This is a genomic window from Nocardia sp. X0981, assembly GCF_977089955.1.
The window spans coordinates 4980787-5000710 of record NZ_OZ372435.1 but is presented as its reverse complement, the minus strand read 5'-3'; the positions used below and the strand labels follow the sequence as shown (position 1 = coordinate 5000710).

Here is a 19924-nt window from a genome sequence, read left to right as displayed (position 1 = left end):
CCGGGCGCATGAGTGGGACGGATTGCCAGGGTGGCGGCGTCTCAGCTCACAGGAAGTGAGCTGAGAGCATTACGCCATCGGCCGCCGCCGGTGCAGTGCGACGAGGAAGTCCGGGCCCGGGGATATCCGCTGCCCATTCAGTGGAAAGGCGGACAGACGCACCACCCTCGCACACGCCATGATCGACCGCGGTGAGGTATCGCCCGATGGTGTGCCGTCTGTACGGTCGGCGGCCGGTGAAGTGATACCGCCGGCGCGGGCCGCCGGAAACCATCCGGAAACTGTTCATCGAATCGGATCGGCAGGCTATATGTTCTCGGAACGCGCGTTCTTCTCCTTCATCGATCTCACCGACCCCGGTGTGCACCGCGAATACAACGAATGGCATCAGCTCGACCACCGTCCGGAGAATCTGCTGCTGCCGGGGGTCGCCTGGGGTGATCGGTGGGCGCGGCCGGCCGAATACACCGCGCTGGACCGGTCCTCGTCGCAGGATCTCGCCGGTATCGACTACGTGGCGATGTACTGGTTCCGCCCACCCTACGAGGAGAGTGTCGCGGCGTGGACCAAACTGGGCGAAGACTCGTTCCAATGGGGCCGGGGCCCGCAGCTACCAGGCGTCGTGCGGCCGCTGCTCGGATTCTTCACACCCGTCAAGGGGTACGCGGCCCCGCGAATCGGGGTGTCGGCGGATGCACTGCCCTTCCGGCCCAACCGCGGGTTGCATCTCACTGTCACCCATTACCCGGATCCGCACGCGGCCGACGTCCACGAGCAGTTCCGCTGGGACGATCGCGTCGGTATCCCCGCGCTGCTCGACTGTCCCGGAGTGGCGGGTGCGTGGACCTTCTCGCTGCATTCGCTACAGAAACACCCCACCCTGCCGCTCGGCGCCGGGAATCGCGAATACGCGCCGGGCTCGGTCCGTATCCGGATGCTGTACCTCGACGCCGACCCGGCCGAGGTGACTCGTTCGGTGGCGGCATCGGAACACAAGCTCGCCGATACCGGCTCGCCACGGCCGGCGGTGGGGGAGACACTGTTCGACGGCCCGCTGCGGACGATCATTCCCTGGCAGGATTGGTGACCCCGCGCCCGGACCGCCGGCCGGCGATGAGCAGGCCGGCGAGTCCGGCGGCGGCCGCGGTGGTAGCGGCCGCTATCACGAACATCGTGGTGAAAGCCGTCGCCCCGGGATAGTGCTGGGAGCCGACAGCGACGGGCCAGGTACCCGCGGCCGCGGCCATGGTCGCGCTGGCAGTCGAGGTGCCCACCGACTGGAGCAGTGCGCTGATACTGGTGGCCGAAGCCGATCGAGTCACCGGGACCATTGTCATGATGGCAGTGGGTACGGCGGCGATCGTCAGGGACAGGCCGATGCCGACGACAACGGCTCCCGCCAGCATCTGCCACGGTTCCCGGCTGAAGGGGACGCGGAGCGCGAACGCGGCCGACAGTTCGATCGCCGCGACCAGAAGTACCGGTTGCGGGCCGAAACGTGCGATGGCGCGCGCGGCGACCGGCGCCGTGGCTATGCCGACGAGCGCGATGGGCATGAGCCAGAATCCGGCCTCCAGCACGCTCAGTCCCGCGCCGAACCCTGTCGCCGCCGGCAGTTGCAACAGCTGTGTGGTGATCAGGATATTGCTGAACAGTGCGAAGCCGATGAGCAGCGCGCACAGGTTCACCAGTAACAGGGGTGGCCGCGCTGCCACTCGCAGGTTCACCAGCGGGGCGTCGGAGCGGAGCTGCAGGGGTATCCATGCCGCGAAGAGAAGCACGCTCGTTCCGGCGAGAATCAACGTCTCGCGACTGGTCCAGCCCCACTGCCCGCCCTTGGACAGTGGCAGCAGCAGCGTGGTGAGCGCGCCGGCCAGCACGACGGCGCCGGGCAGGTCGAACTTTTCCCGTGCGCGCGGCGGGGACGGGGGAACAACCTTTACGACGATGATCGTCAGCACCGACCCGGCCGAGGCCACCGCCCAGAAGATCCAGTGCCAATCCAGGAATGTGACGATCAGGCCGGACAGCGGCAGGCCCGCGGCGGCGCCGATGGCCATCGATGCGCTCATGGTGGATACCCCGCCGGGGACCCGGTGCGGCGGCAGCACATCGCGCATGGTGGCCATCGCGACGGGAATCAGTGCCAAGCCACATCCTTGGGCGGCCCGGGCGAGCACCAGGGGGAGCAGCGCGTCACTGAGCGCACCGAGCACCGATGCGGACACCACGAGCAACAGCGTCAGGACGATCAGCAGCTTCTTGCCGAACATATCGGCGAGCCGGCCGATCAGTGGTGTGACGACCGCTCCCGTGACCAGGGTGGCGGTCACCAGCCAAGAGGCATTGCTCGCGGAGGTGTTCACCAGGGACGGCAGGGCCGGCAGCAGAGGCAGGACCATGGTCTGCTGGAGCGCCATCAGGTACCCGCAGGCGCCGAGCACCACGACGATCCCGGTCCCGGACCGGGTCGTGGGGGTACGGGTAGGGCCGGAGAGCCGATCGGGCGATATTCCGGTGTCCCGGATGCTCACCATCGGCTCGAGCTCGGTAGCTGCGGGTGGAGGTCGAAGCGGCGGGTCGGTGGCATCGTCCCAGAATCGATCCTGGTGGCGGGCGCCGCAAGGGCAACCACCGCTGAGTGGAAGCCCTGTTTTCGCTGTGCCGCTGAGTGGGAAGCAACCGGGGGCGACGCCGCAGATGTGCCATCTTGTGACCCGGCTCATGGTCGTCGCGTCGGCCTATGAGCTGCGCCAGGGTCCGCGTAAGGGATGGGCAACGGCGACGACGTGGTCGGCGTTGCGCAGAGCCCGACGACGCGTCGGACCGGAAACTCGAGACGCATTCGCTGCGCAACCCGGGTATTCGGTGAGTGCAGCAGGATGGATGGTCGTGACCAGGCACAACGAAGAGAACAGCGCGGGTCTCCGGTATACCCGCGGCCCGGCGATTCCCGGGAGCAGCGCCGATGTGCGCGTGCGAATCCGATTGTTCGGGTGCGCTTTCGAATACGTGATCGCGGCAGCAGCAGTGGGCAATCTGATCGCTGATTGGAAGAGGCAGCGGTGGTGCGGAGCAATCGAGTTATCGCCGGCTCCGACTTCGGGAGTGCCGCGGATACCTTGTGAACGGTTGTACCTGGGGAGTTGACGCGGCCGAGGCAGCGGCTGTCGGCGGATCGGATGCCGGGGAAGCGGTCGGGCCGATTCCGCTCGCTCCCGCAGCACCCGATCCGGGCGGTTCTGTGGTCAGCCGAGGTTAATCGAGGATCCGGTGCCTGCCGTCGTGTGTGCTCAGGGCGATATCCGGGAACACCTGGGTCAGCCCGTCGGCGTCGAAACGGCCGAGCGGACCGAAATCGATATCCGCACCGGCCGCGATGAAGCACGCGTAGGTGGGCGCCACCACCGGGAACTCCGACGGCGCACCGAGCCATTCGCGATAGGAAGGCGGTGCCGAACCGTCGGTATCGGTGATGCCCTACTCGCCCGCGAGCTCCGATCCCCAGTACGTATGTCCGGTGCGCGCCAGCACTGCCGGGTCGCCGGCGAGCGCGGCGATGACCCGCCCGGTCACCGCGGGGGATTCGACACCGGGAAATACGGTTCCCACCAACCGATCGGGATCGAGTCCGCCGCGCAGTGCCGCCAATATGTAGACCAGGTTCGGAGTCCAGCCGGTGAGAGCCGGGAGCGGTGGTGGCCGCAGCGCGAGAGCATCGGGGGCGAGGGCGGCCTGGCCACCTTGTGAATGGCCGGCCGCAACCCAGCGAGTCGACAGGACGAACCGGGTTCCGATCCTGCCTGAACGCCGAGTTCTCGACATCGGTTGCGCCGCTGCGCCTCGGGCATGATCCGGCACGGGGTGCAGCACCCGGCGGCGACCGCCCGTTTACCGAGATCCATCGATCGCGCTGAAAATGCAACCAGGCCGCCCACTCAGTGGAACTGCCCCGTCGACGAAGAGCGTGGGGTCGCAAGGTGTGGCGTACTCCCGGGGGAGTGGTCCATCGAACGGGAATGTGCAGTCGCCGACCTGGAATCGGCGGAAGGATCGGAGGCGATGCGGATGCGCGCCCGTCGTGCTGCCTTGCAGGTGTGGAAGCCGGAGCGAAGCGACCGTGTCACCAAGGAAGCCGAGACGAAGGGAGGTTCCATGAGCACCGCGGAAACGGGTATCGACATGCCGGGGACGGCTTCGGCGGTTGCCGAGCCGTGGACAGTCGATGGGCTCGGTGGGCTCCGTGCGTCGGTAGGGGTGCAACTCGGACCCACGGAGTGGTTGCGGATCGATCAATCACGGATCGATGGTTTCGCCGAGGTGACCGGCGATCATCAGTGGATCCATGTGGATCCGGAGCGGGCGCGGCAGCACTCGCCCTTCGGTACCACGATCGCGCACGGCTACCTCACGTTGTCGCTGTGCAACTTCTTCCTGCCACAGTTGTTGCGCGTCGAGAACGTCAGTATGGGCGTGAACTACGGGGCAAACAAAGTTCGGTTCCCTGCGCCGGTCACGGTCGGATCGCGTATCCGGGGTCATGGCGAAATCCTGGCTTGTGACGATATACCGGGCGGGGTGCAGGCGACCATTCGAATCACGGCAGAAATCGACGGCTCGGCCAAACCGGCCTGTGTCGTGGACACCCTGAACAGGTGGATGGTCTGACAGCGAATGCCGAGTGTGGACACCGCGGTCCATTCTTCGTTCACAGCTTCGGCGAGGGAAGAACGGGTCGTAAGGCCGAGCGGCCCTGCGGTCGTGTGGTCCGCGGCCCGAACCACCGGGACCACACGGCCGAGGCCCGGTGTCGGGGTCATCCGGGCGGGCTCGCGCCCCGCGGCAGACCACCCCAGGAATTCTCGCGCCCGTGGCCCGAGTTGCTCCGGGCATGAAGGTTTTGATCGTGTACGCCCATCCGGAGCCGGATTCGCTCACCGGCGCTTTGAAAGACGTGGCGGTCGAGCAACTGCGGTCGCAGGGTCACGACGTGCGGGTGAGCGACCTCTACGCCATGGGCTGGAAGGCGCATGCCGACGCCGCCGATTTCGGGGCGGTGGCCGAAACGAACTTCATGCTGGCCTCCGGGGAAGCGTTCGAAAACGGGACGCTCGCCGCGGATATCCGGTCCGAGCAGGAGAAACTGCTGTGGTCCGATACCGTGCTCCTGCACTTCCCGCTCTGGTGGTTCTCCATGCCGGCCATCTTGAAGGGCTGGGTGGACCGCGTCTTCACCTGTGGGTTCGCCTACGGAGCGGGGGGAACGGCGATACCGCGTTACGGGGACGGTGCACTGGCGGGCCGGCGGGCCATGCTCGTGGTCGCCGTGGGTGGGCGCGAGCCGTCGTACTCGGAGCGCGGCATCAACGGGCCCATGGACGATCTGTTGTTTCCCATCCAACACGGAATCCTGTACTACCCCGGCATGGACGTATTGCCGCCTTTCGTCGTGCACGGTGCGATCGGAGTCGACGACGAACGGTTCCCTCGCATCGCCGGCGATCTACGCGACCGGTTGGCGAAAATCGAGCAGACGGAACCGATTCGCTACCGGAGGCAGGCGGGGGGTGATTACGATCGCGGTCTGCGGCTCGTTCCCGGACGTGAGGAGCCGGGAACGAGCGGCTTCCGGCTGCACACAGCCTCCTGAGCCCGGCGTGATGGACCACCCTCGGACTGCGTCCGGAACGCGGGGCGGATAGCGTTGTCCGGAGTCGACACGTACCGGGGGCCGAATGATCGGTCCCTGTCCGATGGAGGAAGATCTTGCGCGTCCTGCTGGTCGCCAGTGCATTCAACAGTCTCACCCAGCGCGTCCACACCGAACTGCGGCACCGCGGATACACGGTGGGGGTCGAGTTGGCGCTCGGCGATGAACTGCTGCGGGCCGGAGTGGCCCGGTTCCGCCCCGATCTCATCGTGGCACCGATGCTCACCACGGCCATCCCGGCCGATATCTGGACCGAGCACACCGTCCTCATCGTGCACCCCGGCCCGAAGGGCGATCGTGGGCCCTCCTCACTGGATTGGGCGATCAGCGCGGGAGAGCGGGAGTGGGGTGTGACGGTTCTGCAGGCCGTCGAGGAAATGGATGCCGGGCCGATCTGGTCCTCGGTGCCCTTCCGGGTCGCGGCCTGCGGTAAGAGCGAGCTCTACCGCAACGAGGTCTCCGACGCCGCGGTGACCGCCGTGCTGTCGGCGGTCGAGCGGTTCGCCGCCGGTGATTTCGTCCCGGAACCCCTGGACTACCGCCGCCCCGATGTACGGGGACAGTTGCGGCCCTACCATTCCCAGGAGTACCGCCGGATCGACTGGGCGGCCGACAGCACAGCGGAGGTATTGCGCAAACTGCGGGCCGCCGACTCCCAGCCGGGCGTCCTCGACGAACTGTACGGGCAGGAGTACTTCGTACACGGCGGGCACAACGAGGACCGGCTGCGCGGGGCGCCGGGGGAGGTGATCGCGACCCGGGACGCAGCGATATGCCGGGCCACCGTGGACGGCGCCGTCTGGCTGCCGCAGTTGCGGCGGCGGCGGACGCCCGGCGGACCGCCCACCTTCAAACGTCCCGCGGTCGACGCCCTCGGCGCCGACCTGCCCGCCGGGCTCCCGGAGGACCTGGTCACCCCGGCGGAGGCGGCGGACCGCGATACCTGGTCCGAGCTGCGTTACCGCGAGGCCGGGTCGGTGGGCTACCTGGAATTCTCCTTCGCGGGTGGTGCGATGAGCACCGATCAGTGCCGCCGTTTGCTGGCGGCGTATCAGCAGGCCTGTGCGCGCCCCACCCGGGCGCTGGTGCTCGGCCCGTCCCGTGACTTCTTCTCCAACGGTATCCATCTCAATGTGATCGAGGCGGCTGCCGATCCGGCACAGGAGTCCTGGGACAACATCAACGCGATGAACGATCTGGTCGAGGCGATCCTCACGACCACGGATCGGCTGGTGATCTCCGCGCTGACCGGAAACGCGGCGGCCGGGGGTGTCATGCTGGCGCTGGCGGCCGATGAGGTGTGGTGCCGGGAATCGGTCGTGCTCAACCCGCACTACCGCCTGATGGGCCTGTACGGATCGGAGTACTGGACCTATTCGCTACCGCGCCGGGTCGGTGCGGGTGAGGCCGCCCGGCTCATGCGGGAAACCCTTCCGGTGGGCGCCCATTCGGCCGAGGCGATCGGGCTGGTGGACCGGGTCGCTCCCGGCGGTACCGGTGAGTTCCGCGAATGGGTGCGTCGGGAAGCGGCCGCGCTGGCCGATTCGCCCGAGCTCGAAACGCGGCTGACGAACAAGAAGCGCCGGCGTGAGGCGGACGAGGCGATCAAGCCCTTGGCCGCCTACCGCGCCGAGGAACTGGCACATATGCGCCGGAACTTCTTCGACGACCGGGAGCCCTACCACCGATTGCGCCGCGATTTCGTCTACAACGTGGCGCCGTCCGCGACACCGGCGTACCTGCTGGGCTGATCCGGGCCCTGCCATAGCCCAGTTGTGACATCGACTGGCGAGTACCGGGCCTCCTGAGGTGAAATTTTTACTTCGCAGGCCCCTTGTGGGTGTGTCGAACTACTGTCGACCCGGCCGTGGTTCGGAAATCGACTACCAAAGCGGAGAAAGACGTGCAGCTCGAGCACTTCAGTAACGGGTGGGTGACGCCTGTCCTCGCCTACTTGATGTCCTTCATCGGGTCGGTGCTCGGCCTGCGGTGTGCGCTACGTGCCCGCACCGCGCAACCCGCCTTCGGCTGGCTCGTCGCCGCGGCTGTGGCGCTGGGTGGCGCGGGAATCTGGGTCATGCACTTCACCGCGATGCTCGGGTTCGCCATCGACGGCGCGGTCATCCGCTACGACATGCCGATGACCGTGCTGAGCGCGGTGATCGCGGTCGTCGTCGTCCTGATCGGATTGGCCGTCGTGGTCCGTGGCCACCGGGAGACGATCGCGCTTCCGCTGGGCGGCACCATCACCGGTCTCGGAGTGGCGGCCATGCACTATCTGGGCATGGCCGCGATGAACACCGGGGTCCCCATGGAATACGGCACCGGACTGGTGCTGCTGTCCATCCTGATCGCGGTGGTGGCGGCCACCGCCGCGCTCTGGTTCACGCTGCACGTCCAGGGCTGGGGCAATACCATCGGCGCGGCCGCGATCATGGGTATCGCGGTATGCGGGATGCACTACACCGGTATGGCGGCCATGAGCGCCCAGCACACCGGGCACAGCGAGGTTCCGGAGGGTGCCGCCCCGGTGGAACTGCTCACCCCGCTGCTGACCACCGTCGCCCTGGTGGTCGTCGGCCTGGTCGTCCTGGTGGGTGTGGCCGAACTGGATGTGCGCGGGACCGCGGTCGCGACCACCGACTCCGAGCCGGGCGCGGCCGATACCCTCACCACGGACCCGGCGACGCTGGTCCTCAGCGGCCGGCAATGGCCCCGGCAGCCCTCGGAGCATTAGCGATTCGACGACTCGGTGGGAACACCGGAGCCCGGCCTCCGGTTGTCGTTCCTCCGGCGGGGCCTTATCGTAGGCCCGGCGGCGCCCTGCCCGGGGCCGCCGTATGTGTAATTCGAAACGAGGGTGGGCTCTGATGGGTAGTACCGTGCTCGATATCGCAGTGCTGATCGTGCAGCGAATCGGCAATTTCTGGCATTGGCTGGCCACCGGATCGGCGGGATTCCCGCCGCTGTGAGCCGCTAACCGACCGGATGGGCCGAGCCCGGACGCCCGAGGCGTCCGGGCTCGTCTGTGTCCGCCGCCGGCCGGAAGCCGTTGGGAACCGACGGTGGACCGCTGAGCCGCCGGAGCGGCGTACCCCGATTCGTCACTGTGCCCACTCGGGAAACCCGTTGTCCGAGCGGGTGATGCACAGGTCCTTCCCAGTCGTCCGGTGGTACCCGGTTTCGTGGAACGGTCGCGCTCAGTGGGGCCCGGCCAGCAGGTCCTCGCAGGATCGCAGCAGCCGTTGCCGTAGCACCGCGGCCCGGTCGGCGATCGCGGCTTGCGCGCGAACATATTCGGCCCGGCCGGCGGGAGTTTCGATCCGGACCGGCTCGTAGCCGTGATCACGCAGATCGTAGGGGCTGGCACGCATATCGAGTTCCCGCGCGGACCGGGCCAGCGCGAAACAGTCCAGTAGCAGATCCGAACACAGCAGTGGCGTCAGCTTGAACGCCCACTTGTAGAGATCCATATTCGCGTGCAGGCAGCCCGGTTGTTCGGTATCGACCTGATCCGCGCGGGTGAGCCGGCGATCGTTGCGGCCGGCCGCGGGTGCGGTGAAGAACCGGAACGCGTCGAAATGGCTACACCGCACCGGCATCGACTCCAGTACGGCGTCGGTGCGCGCCGCACCCAGCCGCAGCGGCACCGAATCGTGGCGGACCTCCCCGGTCCGATAAACCATGGCCCATTCGTGCAGACCGAAGCAGGACAGGTGTGCCGGCCGGGCGGCCGTGGCCCGCAGCAGCCCGGCGATGAAGGATACGGTGTCGAGACGGGTACGCAGGAATTCCGGATCCGCGGTGACCACCGGCCCGGAATCGTCCGGGCCGTCGATCCGGTGATAGCCACGCAGACCGGTGTACTCGCGGGCACCCGCCAGCGCGATGCCGTACCCCGGGTGCCAGCGGCGTAGCTGAGCGGGCTTGTACCCGTAGTAGGTGAACAGGAAGTCGAGGACCGGATGCTTCGCACCGGCGGCCCGGCGGCGCAGATACGGTCCGATCAAGGTCTCGACGCGATCCCGGTGCGCCGCGGCCCGGGGCCGCCAGTCGGTTTCGGCGAGTACCGGGCCGGTGACGGCCGCGGTCATTCGGCCACCCGGTGCGTGGTGTCGCGGACGGTACCGACGAATTCCTCGACCAGATCCTCGAGCGCCACGATGCCCACCGTATTGCCGCGCGCGTCCACCACCCGGCCCAGATGGCTGCTGGTCCGCCGGAGCCGGGCCAGTGCCTCGTAGAGGGTGGTGCCCAGCAGTACGGTGGGCAGCGGCCGGATATCCGTGCGCGGGATCTCGGTGTTCGGACCGGCCGTCTCGTCGGATACCTTGTCCAGCACATCCTTGACATGCAGGTACCCCACCAGCGAACCGTCCTCGGCACGTACCGGGTACCGGGAGAAACCGGTTTCCGCGACCGCGGTCTCCATATCCCCGAGGGTGGTGCCGTTCGCCCGCAGCGGCACCGTGCGGGTGCGGTCCAGCGGGACCATGACCTCGGCGACGAACCGTTCGCCGGTACCCAACGCCTGGGTCAGCCGTCGATGCTCCTCCTCGTCCAGTAGGCCTTCCGAGCGCGATTCCCCGATCATCTCGGCGAGTTCGTCGCTGGAGACCGTGGCCTCGAGTTCGTCCTTCGGTTCGATACGCAGCATCCGCAGGGTGAGATTGGCGGCGAAGTTGTAGACCGCGATCAGGGGACGGGCGATACGCAACCAGGCCAGGTGCAGCGGTACCAGCAGCAGGGCGCTGCGTTCCGGACCGGCCAGCGCGATGTTCTTCGGGATCATCTCGCCCAGCAGGATGTGCAGGATCACCACGATGGTCAGTGCCAGCACGAACGACACCGGATGCAGGAGCGAATCCGGGAGACCGGCCAGCTCGAAGGGCTTCTCGAGAAGATGGGCCACCGCGGGTTCACCGACCCGGCCGAGCAGGATCGAGCAGATGGTGATACCCAGCTGCGCCGCGGCCAGCATCATCGACAGATTCTGCCCCGCCCGGATCACGGTGTCGGCATTACGTTTTCCTTGCGCGGCCAGGGCCTCGAGCCGGTCGCGGCGGGCGGAGATCAGCGCGAACTCGGCGGCGACGAAGAAGGCGTTACCGGCCAGCAGCACCGCGGTGAACGCGACAGCGAGCAGATCACCCATGGTGGTACTCCCGTCCCGCGGGCTGCTGTTCCCGCTGCCCGATCGTCTCGGCGTCGACCGGTACCAGCCGGATCCGGTCCACCCGGCGGCCGTCCATCCGCTCGACCCGGGCCAGCCAGCCACCCGGGCCGTTCACCTGGCCCCGATCGTGCCCGCGCCGCTGCGGCAGGACGACGATATCGCCGGCCACCGGTATCCGCCCGAGTCGTGTCAGGACCAGACCGCCCAGGGTTTCGTATTCGCCCTCGGGAGCGGCGTATCCGGTGGCGCGGAACACCTCGTCCACCCGGAGCAGCCCGGAGCAGTCCCAGCCGTCGGCGACCCGGCGGACGTCGCGCTCCTCCTCGTCGTGCTCGTCGCGGACATCGCCGAGGATCTCCTCGATGATGTCCTCCATGGTGACCAGGCCCGCGGTACCGCCGTATTCGTCCACGACCAGCGCGACCTGCATACCGTCGGCGCGGACCCGTTCGAGCACCTCGTCACCGTCCAGGCTCGCCGGTACGACCGGCACGGGCTGTGCGATCTGGGCGAGCCCGACCCCGGCGCGCGTGGGCGCGGGGTGGGTGAAGGCCTGTTTGACGTGCACCACGCCGAGGGTGTTGTCCAGATCGCCGTCGATCACCGGGAAACGGGAGTACCCGGTGCGCGCGGCCGCGGCCAGGAGATCGCCGATGGTGTCGGTCCGATCCAGGGATTCGATCTTGACACGCGGAGTCATGAGTTCCTCGGCGCTGCGCGCGCCGAACTGCAGGGAGCGGTCCAGGATCTGCGCGGTGCGCTGGTCGAGGGCGCCGTGCTGGGCCGAGGTGCGCACCAGCGATCCGAGTTCCTGCGGCGACCGCGCCGAACGCAGTTCCTCCGCCGGTTCCACTCCGAATCGGCGCACCGCCCAGTTGGCCGTGCCGTTGAGGAATTGGATCATCGGTTTGAACACTGCCGAAAAGGCCACCATGGGTCCCGCGGTCGCGCGAGCGGTCGCCATCGGGGTGGCGATGGCGAGGTTCTTGGGAACCAATTCGCCGTAGATCATCGAGAGCGAGGTCGCCAGGATCAGGGCGAGTACCAGAGCGATACCCGTGGCCGCGGAATCCGGGATACCGACCAGGCCGAACAGCGGTCGGAGCAGCCGCGCCAGAACCGGTTCGGCGATATAACCGGTGATCAGCGTGGTGATGGTGATACCGAGCTGGGCGCCGGACAGCTGGAACGAGAGCGTGCGGTGGGCCTGGCGGACCGCACGCGCCCGCACATCGCCGCTGCGGGCGTGCGCCTCGACGGTACTGCGTTCCAGCGCGGTGAGCGAGAACTCCGCCGCCACGAACAGCGCGGTGCCCGCGGTGAGCGCCACGAAGCCGATGAGGCTGAGGACGGTGAGGACGACCGACATATCACCACCTCCCGGCGGGCATCAGTGGTGATGCGGAACGAACCGGGTGAGGGGGTGGGGCTGAACAGGGAGGGGCGCCGGGTCTGTCACCCGGCTCGATAGATGAGCCCTCCTGAGTGGCGCCCTCGGACGCGGGTGACAACTGGTTCCTTTCGTCCTGACGATTTCACAGCCGGCGGCCGCCGACGAGTCTCATGGTACCCGGAGCCCGCGGGTGTACCCAGGGCCCGGTCGGCGGCCACCGCAGGACGATATGTGGTGTGCGGGCAGCGGTCCGGTTCACCAGCCGCCCGGCAGCGGGCGGCCCTCGGCGAAACCGGCGGCCGATTGCACGCCCACCACGGCCCGTTCGTGGAACTCCGCCAGCGTCCGGGCGCCGGCATAGGTGCAGGCACTGCGCACCCCGGAACAGATGTGATCGATGAGATCCTCGACCCCGGGCCGTTCCGGATCGAGGCGCATCCGGGAACTCGAGATACCTTCCTCGAACAATGCCTTGCGGGCCCGGTCGTAGCCGTGATCGGCCGCCGTCCGGGCGGCGACCGCACGTTTGGAAGCCATCCCGAAGCTCTCCTTGTAGGCGTTGCCGTCCCGATCCACCCGCAGATCCCCGGGCGATTCGTAGGTGCCGGCGAACCAGGAGCCGATCATGACATTGGACGCGCCCGCCGCGAGCGCCAGCGCCACGTCGCGGGGGTGCCGCACGCCGCCGTCGGCCCAGACATGGGCGCCGGCCGCCGCGGCCGCGGCAGCGCATTCGGCCACGGCGGAGAACTGCGGACGGCCCACACCGGTCATCATCCGGGTGGTGCACATGGCGCCGGGGCCGACACCGACCTTGACGATATCGGCGCCCGCGGCGATCAGGTCCCGGGTACCCTCCGCCGACACCGTATTACCGGCGGCCAGCGGCACTCCCAGATCCAGGTCGCGGATGGCGCGCAGAGTTTCCAGCATCTTCACCTGGTGCCCGTGGGCGGTATCCACCACCAGCAGATCGGCGCCGGCGTCGACGAGGGCCTTGGCCTTGGCGGGCACATCACCGTTGATCCCGACCGCCGCCGCGATCCGTAGCCGTCCCGCCGTGTCCACAGCGGGGGCGTAGATCCCGTCGCGGACCGCGCCGGTGCGGGTCAGTACTCCGGCGAGGGTGCCGTCCGGTTCCAGGAGAACGGCCAGGTCGGAGTGGGCGGCCTCGAGCCGGTCGAAGATATGGGCGGCGTCCGCGGTCGCGGGGACGGTGACGAAATCCGTGGTGGCCACTTCGTGCAGCCGGGCGAACCGGTCGACATCGGCGCAGGCCGCTTCGGTGACCACACCGACCGGCCGGCCGTCGTCGACCACCACCACCGCGCCGTGTGCCCGCTTGTGGATCAGCGCCATGGCGTCGGATACCGAATGCTCGCGGGTGAGCATGACCGGGGTGTCCCCGATGAGCGAGCGGCTCTTGACGAAAGCGATGGTTTCGGCGGCCGCGCTGTTGGGCAGATCCTGCGGCAACACCACGATCCCGCCGCGCCGGGCCACGGTTTCGGCCATCCGCCGGCCGGCGACCGCGGTCATATTCGCGACGACCAGGGGGATGGTGGTGCCGGAACCGTCGGTGGTGGTGAGGTCGACGTCGAACCGGGAGGCGATATCCGTGCGGTTGGGAACCAGGAAGACATCGTTGTAGGTCAGGTCGTACGGCGGGGTGTGTCCGGGGAGAAACTGCACTGCGCCCATGGTAATCGGCGGCGGGCGGCGGCGGGGGCCATCGCGGGGACGCGCGACCTCATTTCGCCCGGCGGCGGTGCGGGCGACGCGCGGGCGACCGGGCCGCGGTGCGTCCCGCGCGCTCGGCTCCCCGTGGGCGGTGGTCGCGGCCGGTCGGTTCCGGCGCCGCGGCCGGAACGCCCGGCGGTCTGCGGGCGCCCGTCAGCCGTTGGAGTCGCCGGTCTTCGGGCCCGACGGTATGCGTTTCGACCTGAACACCTGCCGCCCGGGTCAGGGCAAGGACCTCGGCGCGCTGATCGGGTGTCACCACGGTGACCACCGTGCCGCTCGCTCCGGCGCGCGCGGTGCGGCCCGCGCGATGGACATAGTCCTTGGGATCGGTGGGCGGGTCGGCGTGCACGACCAGCGATACCGCGTCCACGTGGATACCGCGTGCGGCGACATCGGTGGCGACCAGCGCCGAAATGGCGCCGTCCGCGAACGCCGCGAGGGTCCGCAGTCGCCGGTTCTGCGCCTTGCCGCCGTGCAGGGCCGCCACCGGGAGGCCCTGGTCGCGCAGCCGCCGGGTGAGCTTCTCGGCGCCGTACTGGGTGCGGACGAACAACAGGGTGCGGCCTTCGCGGGCGGCGATCCGGGCCAGTACGGCGGGTTTGTCGGCGGATTCGACGTAGAGCAGGTGATGGAGCGCCACCGCGGCCGCGGGTTCGGGCGCCACACTGTGGGTGACGGGGTCGCGCAGGTACCGGCGGACCAGGTCCTGAACGGATTCGTCGTCGAGGGTCGCGGAGAACAGCAGCCGCTGGCCGTCGCGGGGGACGGCGTCCAGTAGCCGGCGGACCTGCGGCAGGAACCCGAAGTCGGCCATATGGTCGGCTTCATCGATCGCCGTGATCCCGACCGAATCGAGTACCGCGGCGCCCTGATCGACCAGGTCGGTGAGCCGGCCCGGGGTGGCGATCAGCAGGTCCACACCCCGTTGCAGCCGTTCGGCCTGCCGGGCGGTCGGCATTCCACCCACCGCGGTGCCCAGACGCAGCCCCAGGGCGAAGGGTTCCAGGGCTCGTTCGATCTGCAACGCCAGTTCCCGGGTGGGGGCCAGGACGAGACCCCGGGGGGCACGAGGTATGGCCGGCCGTCCGGCGAGCCGGGCCAACATGGGCAGACCGAAGGCGAAGGTTTTGCCCGACCCCGTGGGTGCGCGGCCGAGCACGTCGTGACCGGCCACGGCATCGGGGATGGCGGCCTCCTGGATGGGCAGCGGTTCGGTGACACCTTCCCGGTGCAGGGCCTGGACCGTGAGCACGGGCAGCCCCAGCCGGGCGAACGCGGGCCGGGCGGTTCCGGCGCTCACCGCAGCGGAATCCGGTACCTGCCGGATGCGGGGGGCGACGGGGTCAGGCACGGAAGAGCCGACTCAGCTCGACGAGCCAGGGAATCGCGACGGCCAAGGTGGGTACCACCAGGATGGCGATCGAAGCGAGATAGGCGGCGCCCGCGATCCGGATATCGCCGAGCGGCCCGGCCAAGCGCTGGATCCGGATCAGCGTACTGGGCCCGCCCACCGCGAGAGCGCCCTGTGGAGCGCTGGATTTCGAGCAGGCGACCAACGCGCGCGCCAGGGGTTTGGGACCGGTGACCTTGACCGCGGAATCGTCGGCCAGCAGTTCGATGAGCAATTTCACCGAATCCAGTGCCGATTTGCTGCGGACGAAACGAGGGAAGGCCTCGTGGGCGGCGGTGAACGCCTCCAGCACCAGATCGTGGCGGGCACGCAGATGGGACCGCTCATGGCTGAGAATCGCGGTCAGTTCCTGTTCGTTCAGGTTGTCGAGGGTTCCCGCGCTCACCACCACCCGGCGCCGGAGGCCGGGCAGGCAGTAGGCGATGGGCTCGGCGGACGAGAGCACCCGGATATCGGCGGCCCGGCGTATCGGGCCGCTCTGGTCGAGCAGGTCCACCAGCATGCGGTGGTGGGCCCGGCGGCGACGGGTGTGGATTCCGACCCGGATGGCGGCGTACATCAGCCGGGCGCCGATCAACAGGGTGAGCATGAACACGGAGACATAGGCCAGCCACAGCGGCAAACCCAGCGCATCGATCTCGTCGGTGGGTTTGGTGGTGGGCCGGCCGTCCGGTCCGGGCACCAGGAGTTCCGCGGCGATGGCGAGCCCGGAACTGAAGGCGCTGAGCACGGCGGCCAACGCGATGGCCTGCCAGAGCACGAGGGCGGCGCGGGGAACCCGGTAGGTCCAGGTCGCCCGGCTGAGCGCCTCCGGGACGGGTCCGGCGAGAAGCAAGGCAAGTACGGCGAATGCCGGTGCTGCTGCGTTCATCGACTCTGCTCACTGCGTTGTGGGGCCAGGGTCCGAGGTCACTGTGGTGGTGCGGTGTCCTCGGTTGCTTCGAGCTTAGCGAGCGCATCCCGTAGGGCGGCGGCCTCGTCCTTGCCGACCTGCTCCACGAAGTGCACCAGCGCCGCGGCTCGGCTGCCGGCCTCGTCGGCTTGCTGCAGGGCGTCCATCATGAGACCGGCGACCAGCTCGTCGCGGGTGTGTACGGGAGCGTACCGGTGCGCCCGGTCGTCGCGCCGCTGTACCACCAGATTCTTCTTCGCGAGACGCTGCAGCACGGTCATCACCGTGGTGTACGCGAGTTCGCGGCGCGCCGACAGCGCTTCGTGCACCTGTCGGACCGTTTGTGGTTCATCGGCAGACCACAACTGGTCCATAACCGCTTTCTCGAGTTCACCAAGTCCAGCCATCTCTCGATTTTACGACCTCAACGACACACTGGCGTACTACAGGGTGTCGTAACCTGTGGGATCGGTCATAACTCCGCAATCGCCCGGTGCGGCACCCGCGCGGGAATCGGACGCGGGCGCCGGGCCGGGACCACCGGCGGTTCCGTATACATGCCGGGTACCGATCGGCACGATCATCGGCCGGCCCGAGACCGGATCGGTGAGTACCCGGGCCCGCAGGCCGAAGACTTCGTCGAGCAGTTCCGGGCAGACGATCTCGGCGGGCGCGCCCCGGGCGACGATCCGGCCGTCGCGCAGCACCACCAGGCGGTCGCTGTAGCGGATGGCCAGGTTCAGATCGTGCAGCACCATGACCACGGTGCGGCCGAGGTCGGCGTGCAGCCGATCGACGAGATCGAGCACCTCGAGGGCGTGTGCCAGATCCAGGTAGGTGGTCGGTTCGTCGAGGAGCAGGATATCGGTGCCCTGGGCCAGTGCCATGGATATCCAGGCGCGTTGCCGCTGGCCACCGGACAGTTCGTCGAGGGGACGATCGGCCAGCTCGGCGATACCGGTGCGGTCGAGGGCGGCCCGGACCTCGCTCTCGTCGTCGCCGGACCACTGCTGTAGCCACGATTGGTGCGGATGCCGGCCGCGGGCCACCAGATCGCCGACGGTGAGTCCCTCCGGAGCCACCGGTGTCTGCGGCAGCATACCGACGATCCGGGCCACCTCCTTGGTTCTCATCGTGGCGATCGCCTTGCCGTCCAGCAGGACCCGGCCGGTTCGTGGCCGCAGGAGCCGGGCGAGCGCGCGCAGTACGGTGGACTTACCGCAACCGTTCGGCCCGATGATGGTGGTGACCAGACCCGGTTCGATCTCCAGGTCCAGTTCGCGCACAACCGGGCGGTTCCCGTATCCGAGGGTGAGATCCCGCGCGGTGAGCCGCCGGGCGTCCGGCGTCGTGGATCGTCCGGTCACGGCGTTACCTTCCGGTTGATCGATACGAGCAGTACCAGCAGGAACGGTCCGCCGAGAGCGGCGGTGACGATCCCGACCGGCAGGTCGACGGGCAGTATCACCCGGGCGAGGACATCGGCGCCCAGTACCAGGACGGCACCGGTGAGCGCCGACCCGATGAGTGGTTCCCCCGGTGCGCGCAGCACCCACCGGGCCACCTGGGGCGCGATCAACCCGACGAAGGCGATCGGCCCGACCGCGGCCGTGGCCACCGAGACCGCGACGACCGCGGCGCCGATGAGCAGTACCTGCTGGGATCGCAGGCGTACGCCGAGGGCGCGGGTGGTATCGGCGCCGAGGCGAAGTGCGCCCAGGGTCCGCGCGGAAATCAGGGCGACGGCCCCTACGAGAGCCAGCGCGACGGCCGCGGGGATCAGGACCGGGTAGGTGGTTTCGTCGAGCGAGCCGCTGAGCCAGCGCTGGACACGTGCGGTATCGGTGCCTTCGGAGCGGGCGAGTGCCCAGTTGATCGCCGCCAGCAGCAGGGAGTTCACACCTACGCCTACGAGGACCAGGCGGATCCCGGTGGTATCGGGGCCGCCGGCCCGGCCGCGGCCCCAGGCGAGGACGTAGACGAGCACGGCGGTGCCGAGACCACCGGCCACGGCGGCCAGGGGCGCGCCGACGGACGCGGCGAATCCGGTCGCCGCGCCCCCGGTGCCGGCCACCGCGACCGCGCCGAGCGCGGCGCCGCTGCCGATTCCCAGGACATCGGGTGCGGCGAGCCGGTTGTGCAGGGTGGATTGGGTGAGGGCGCCGGCGAGTCCGAGCGCCGCGCCGACCACCACCCCGGCCAGGGCTCGGGGCAGCCGGGATTCCAGCACGATGAACCGCTGGGAGCGGGTACCGCCGCCGCCGAGTACCTCGACGACCCGGCTCAGCGGCACGGTGGTGCTTCCGGTGGCGATATCGAGGCAGAACATGACGCACAGCACGAGGACGAGCAGGGCGGTAACAGCCAGCATCGCCGGACGCCGGACCAGTGAGACCGGGCCGAGCCGTACCGCTTCCGGCAGCACGGCGGGGGTTTTCGATACGGCTGTCATACGCCCACCGCCTTCCCCCGGCGCACCAGGAGAACGAAGAACGGTGCGCCCAGGATCGAGAGCATCACCCCGGCCTGCAGTTCCCCGGGGCCGGCCACAATCCGTCCCGCGATATCCGTGAGGAGCAGTATCGCCGCGCCGACCAGCGCCGAATACGGCAGCAGCCAGCGCTGATCGGGGCCGGTGGCGATACGGGCCAGATGTGGCGCCAGCAGGCCGAGGAAGGCGATCGGCCCGGCCGCGGCGGTGGCGGCACCGCAGAGCAGCACCACCGCCGCAAGCCCGAGTGCGCGGCTGCGGCCGATATGTACGCCGAGACCGCGCGCGATATCGTCGCCGAGCGCGAGGAGATCGAGAGTGGGGGCGGCGAACAGCGCCAGGGCGGTGCCGGCCGCCAGGAACGGCAGGACCTGCCAGAACACCGACGCGTCCCGGCCGGCGACCTCCCGACGACCCAGAAGCGGTAGGTGTCCAGTGCGTAGGGGTCGAGGTTCACGATGGCGTAGGTGAGCGCCTGGAGCAGGGCGGTCACAGCCGCACCGGCCAGGATGAGCCCGAGCGGGCCGCCACCGGCGCCCCCGAGGCGGGAAACGCCGAAGACCGCCACACCGGTGACGAGGGTGCCCGCGAAGGCGAACCAGATGTACTGCCCGGGTGCGGTGAGGGAGAAGAGATGGATACCCAGTGCACTCAGGAACGCCGCCCCTCCGGTGAGCCCGAGCAGTCCGGCGTCGGCGAGCCGATTGCGGGTGTAGCCCTGGATCAGGGCCCCGGCCAGGCCGAGGGCCAGGCCGGTGATCAGGGCCAGGGCCGTACGCGGGAGCCGTAGTCCGCGCACGATCTCCTCTTCGGCCGAGAGCGCGGCGCAGCGGAACGGGCCGTCCGGACAGGAGAGAGCGTGTCCGAGGGCGTCCAGGGCGGTACCGGGGGCCAGTGTCCGGCTGCCGACGGCGATGCCGGGGACGAGCAGGAGCGCCAGCAGTGCGGCGAGCACGCCGAGCCCGAGCAGGCGCCGGCGGTGCGGGGGGCCGAGTTTCGTCACAGGCCCGTTACTTCCTTGTTCGAGAGAAATGCTTGCTAGGTCTGGTAAGGCTAACCTATCTTTCGATCAGATCGATGCCGCGACGCCGATTTCGAGGAGGTTCGA

Annotated in this window: 17 protein-coding genes and 1 pseudogene; 5 read left to right on the top strand and 13 right to left on the bottom strand. The window is 68.9% G+C overall.

Going from position 1 to position 19924, the window contains the following annotated elements; translation table 11 throughout:
• Positions 1-310: 310 nt before the first annotated feature.
• Positions 311-1087 (top strand): hypothetical protein, encoded by a 777-nt coding sequence (locus ACYR7D_RS21905; RefSeq protein WP_459546404.1) that lies wholly within the window; start codon positions 311-313, stop codon positions 1085-1087.
• On the opposite strand, the gene ACYR7D_RS21900 is transcribed toward ACYR7D_RS21905, so the two are convergent.
• The 3 genes from ACYR7D_RS21900 to ACYR7D_RS21890 form a co-directional block, all read right to left on the bottom strand.
• Positions 1065-2537, bottom strand: coding sequence for an MFS transporter (locus tag ACYR7D_RS21900; RefSeq protein ID WP_459546403.1), 1473 nt, complete (start codon positions 2535-2537; stop codon positions 1065-1067). The genes ACYR7D_RS21905 and ACYR7D_RS21900 overlap by 23 nt on opposite strands.
• A gap of 721 nt (positions 2538-3258) precedes the next feature.
• The gene (locus ACYR7D_RS21895) at positions 3259-3408 is read right to left on the bottom strand and encodes a hypothetical protein (protein WP_459546402.1); all 150 of its coding nucleotides are present in this window, start codon (positions 3406-3408) and stop codon (positions 3259-3261) included.
• A 72-nt stretch (positions 3409-3480) separates the two neighbouring features.
• Complete coding sequence (locus tag ACYR7D_RS21890; RefSeq protein ID WP_459546401.1) at positions 3481-3825, bottom strand: hypothetical protein; 345 nt, start codon at positions 3823-3825, stop codon at positions 3481-3483.
• A 357-nt stretch (positions 3826-4182) separates the two neighbouring features.
• Between ACYR7D_RS21890 and ACYR7D_RS21885 the strand changes: the two genes are divergently transcribed.
• The 4 genes from ACYR7D_RS21885 (at position 4183) to ACYR7D_RS21870 (ending at position 8447) form a co-directional block, all read left to right on the top strand.
• Entirely contained in the window at positions 4183-4668 is a 486-nt protein-coding gene (locus ACYR7D_RS21885) for a MaoC family dehydratase (RefSeq protein WP_459550243.1), read from the top strand.
• A gap of 223 nt (positions 4669-4891) precedes the next feature.
• Positions 4892-5650 carry an NAD(P)H-dependent oxidoreductase gene (locus ACYR7D_RS21880; protein WP_459546400.1) on the top strand — a complete coding sequence of 253 codons (759 nt, stop codon included), beginning with the start codon at positions 4892-4894 and terminating at the stop codon, positions 5648-5650.
• A gap of 116 nt (positions 5651-5766) precedes the next feature.
• Positions 5767-7461 carry a hydrogenase maturation protein gene (locus ACYR7D_RS21875; protein WP_459546399.1) on the top strand — a complete coding sequence of 565 codons (1695 nt, stop codon included), beginning with the start codon at positions 5767-5769 and terminating at the stop codon, positions 7459-7461.
• A 152-nt stretch (positions 7462-7613) separates the two neighbouring features.
• Positions 7614-8447: an MHYT domain-containing protein gene (locus ACYR7D_RS21870; protein ID WP_459546398.1), complete on the top strand. Its 834-nt coding sequence runs from the start codon at positions 7614-7616 to the stop codon at positions 8445-8447.
• Between the two features lie 463 nt (positions 8448-8910).
• Here ACYR7D_RS21870 and ACYR7D_RS21865 read toward each other — a convergent pair whose 3' ends face one another.
• From ACYR7D_RS21865 to ACYR7D_RS21820, 10 genes and pseudogenes are all read right to left on the bottom strand, one after another.
• A complete protein-coding gene (locus ACYR7D_RS21865) occupies positions 8911-9804 on the bottom strand; it encodes a 3-methyladenine DNA glycosylase (RefSeq protein ID WP_459546397.1) in 894 nt (297 codons plus the stop codon).
• On the bottom strand, positions 9801-10865 hold the full coding sequence (locus tag ACYR7D_RS21860; protein WP_459546396.1) for a hemolysin family protein: 1065 nt from the start codon (positions 10863-10865) through the stop codon (positions 9801-9803). Before ACYR7D_RS21860 ends, ACYR7D_RS21865 begins: the two co-directional genes overlap by 4 nt.
• Entirely contained in the window at positions 10858-12255 is a 1398-nt protein-coding gene (locus tag ACYR7D_RS21855; RefSeq protein WP_459546395.1) for a hemolysin family protein, read from the bottom strand. The genes ACYR7D_RS21860 and ACYR7D_RS21855 overlap by 8 nt, the downstream gene beginning before the upstream one ends.
• A gap of 279 nt (positions 12256-12534) precedes the next feature.
• Positions 12535-13971: a GuaB1 family IMP dehydrogenase-related protein gene (locus tag ACYR7D_RS21850; protein WP_459546394.1), complete on the bottom strand. Its 1437-nt coding sequence runs from the start codon at positions 13969-13971 to the stop codon at positions 12535-12537.
• Between the two features lie 58 nt (positions 13972-14029).
• Positions 14030-15322, bottom strand: coding sequence for a DEAD/DEAH box helicase (locus ACYR7D_RS21845; RefSeq protein WP_459546393.1), 1293 nt, complete (start codon positions 15320-15322; stop codon positions 14030-14032).
• 43 nt (positions 15323-15365) lie between these two features.
• Positions 15366-16304, bottom strand: coding sequence for a M56 family metallopeptidase (locus tag ACYR7D_RS21840; protein WP_459546392.1), 939 nt, complete (start codon positions 16302-16304; stop codon positions 15366-15368).
• Positions 16305-16342: 38 nt separating this feature from the next.
• On the bottom strand, positions 16343-16732 hold the full coding sequence (locus ACYR7D_RS21835) for a BlaI/MecI/CopY family transcriptional regulator (protein WP_459546391.1): 390 nt from the start codon (positions 16730-16732) through the stop codon (positions 16343-16345).
• A gap of 36 nt (positions 16733-16768) precedes the next feature.
• Complete coding sequence (locus tag ACYR7D_RS21830; protein WP_459546390.1) at positions 16769-17692, bottom strand: ABC transporter ATP-binding protein; 924 nt, start codon at positions 17690-17692, stop codon at positions 16769-16771.
• Entirely contained in the window at positions 17689-18777 is a 1089-nt protein-coding gene (locus ACYR7D_RS21825) for a FecCD family ABC transporter permease (protein ID WP_459546389.1), read from the bottom strand. Before ACYR7D_RS21825 ends, ACYR7D_RS21830 begins: the two co-directional genes overlap by 4 nt.
• Positions 18774-19771, bottom strand: a pseudogene (locus tag ACYR7D_RS21820) (FecCD family ABC transporter permease). Before ACYR7D_RS21820 ends, ACYR7D_RS21825 begins: the two are co-directional and overlap by 4 nt.
• Positions 19772-19924: the final 153 nt, after the last annotated feature.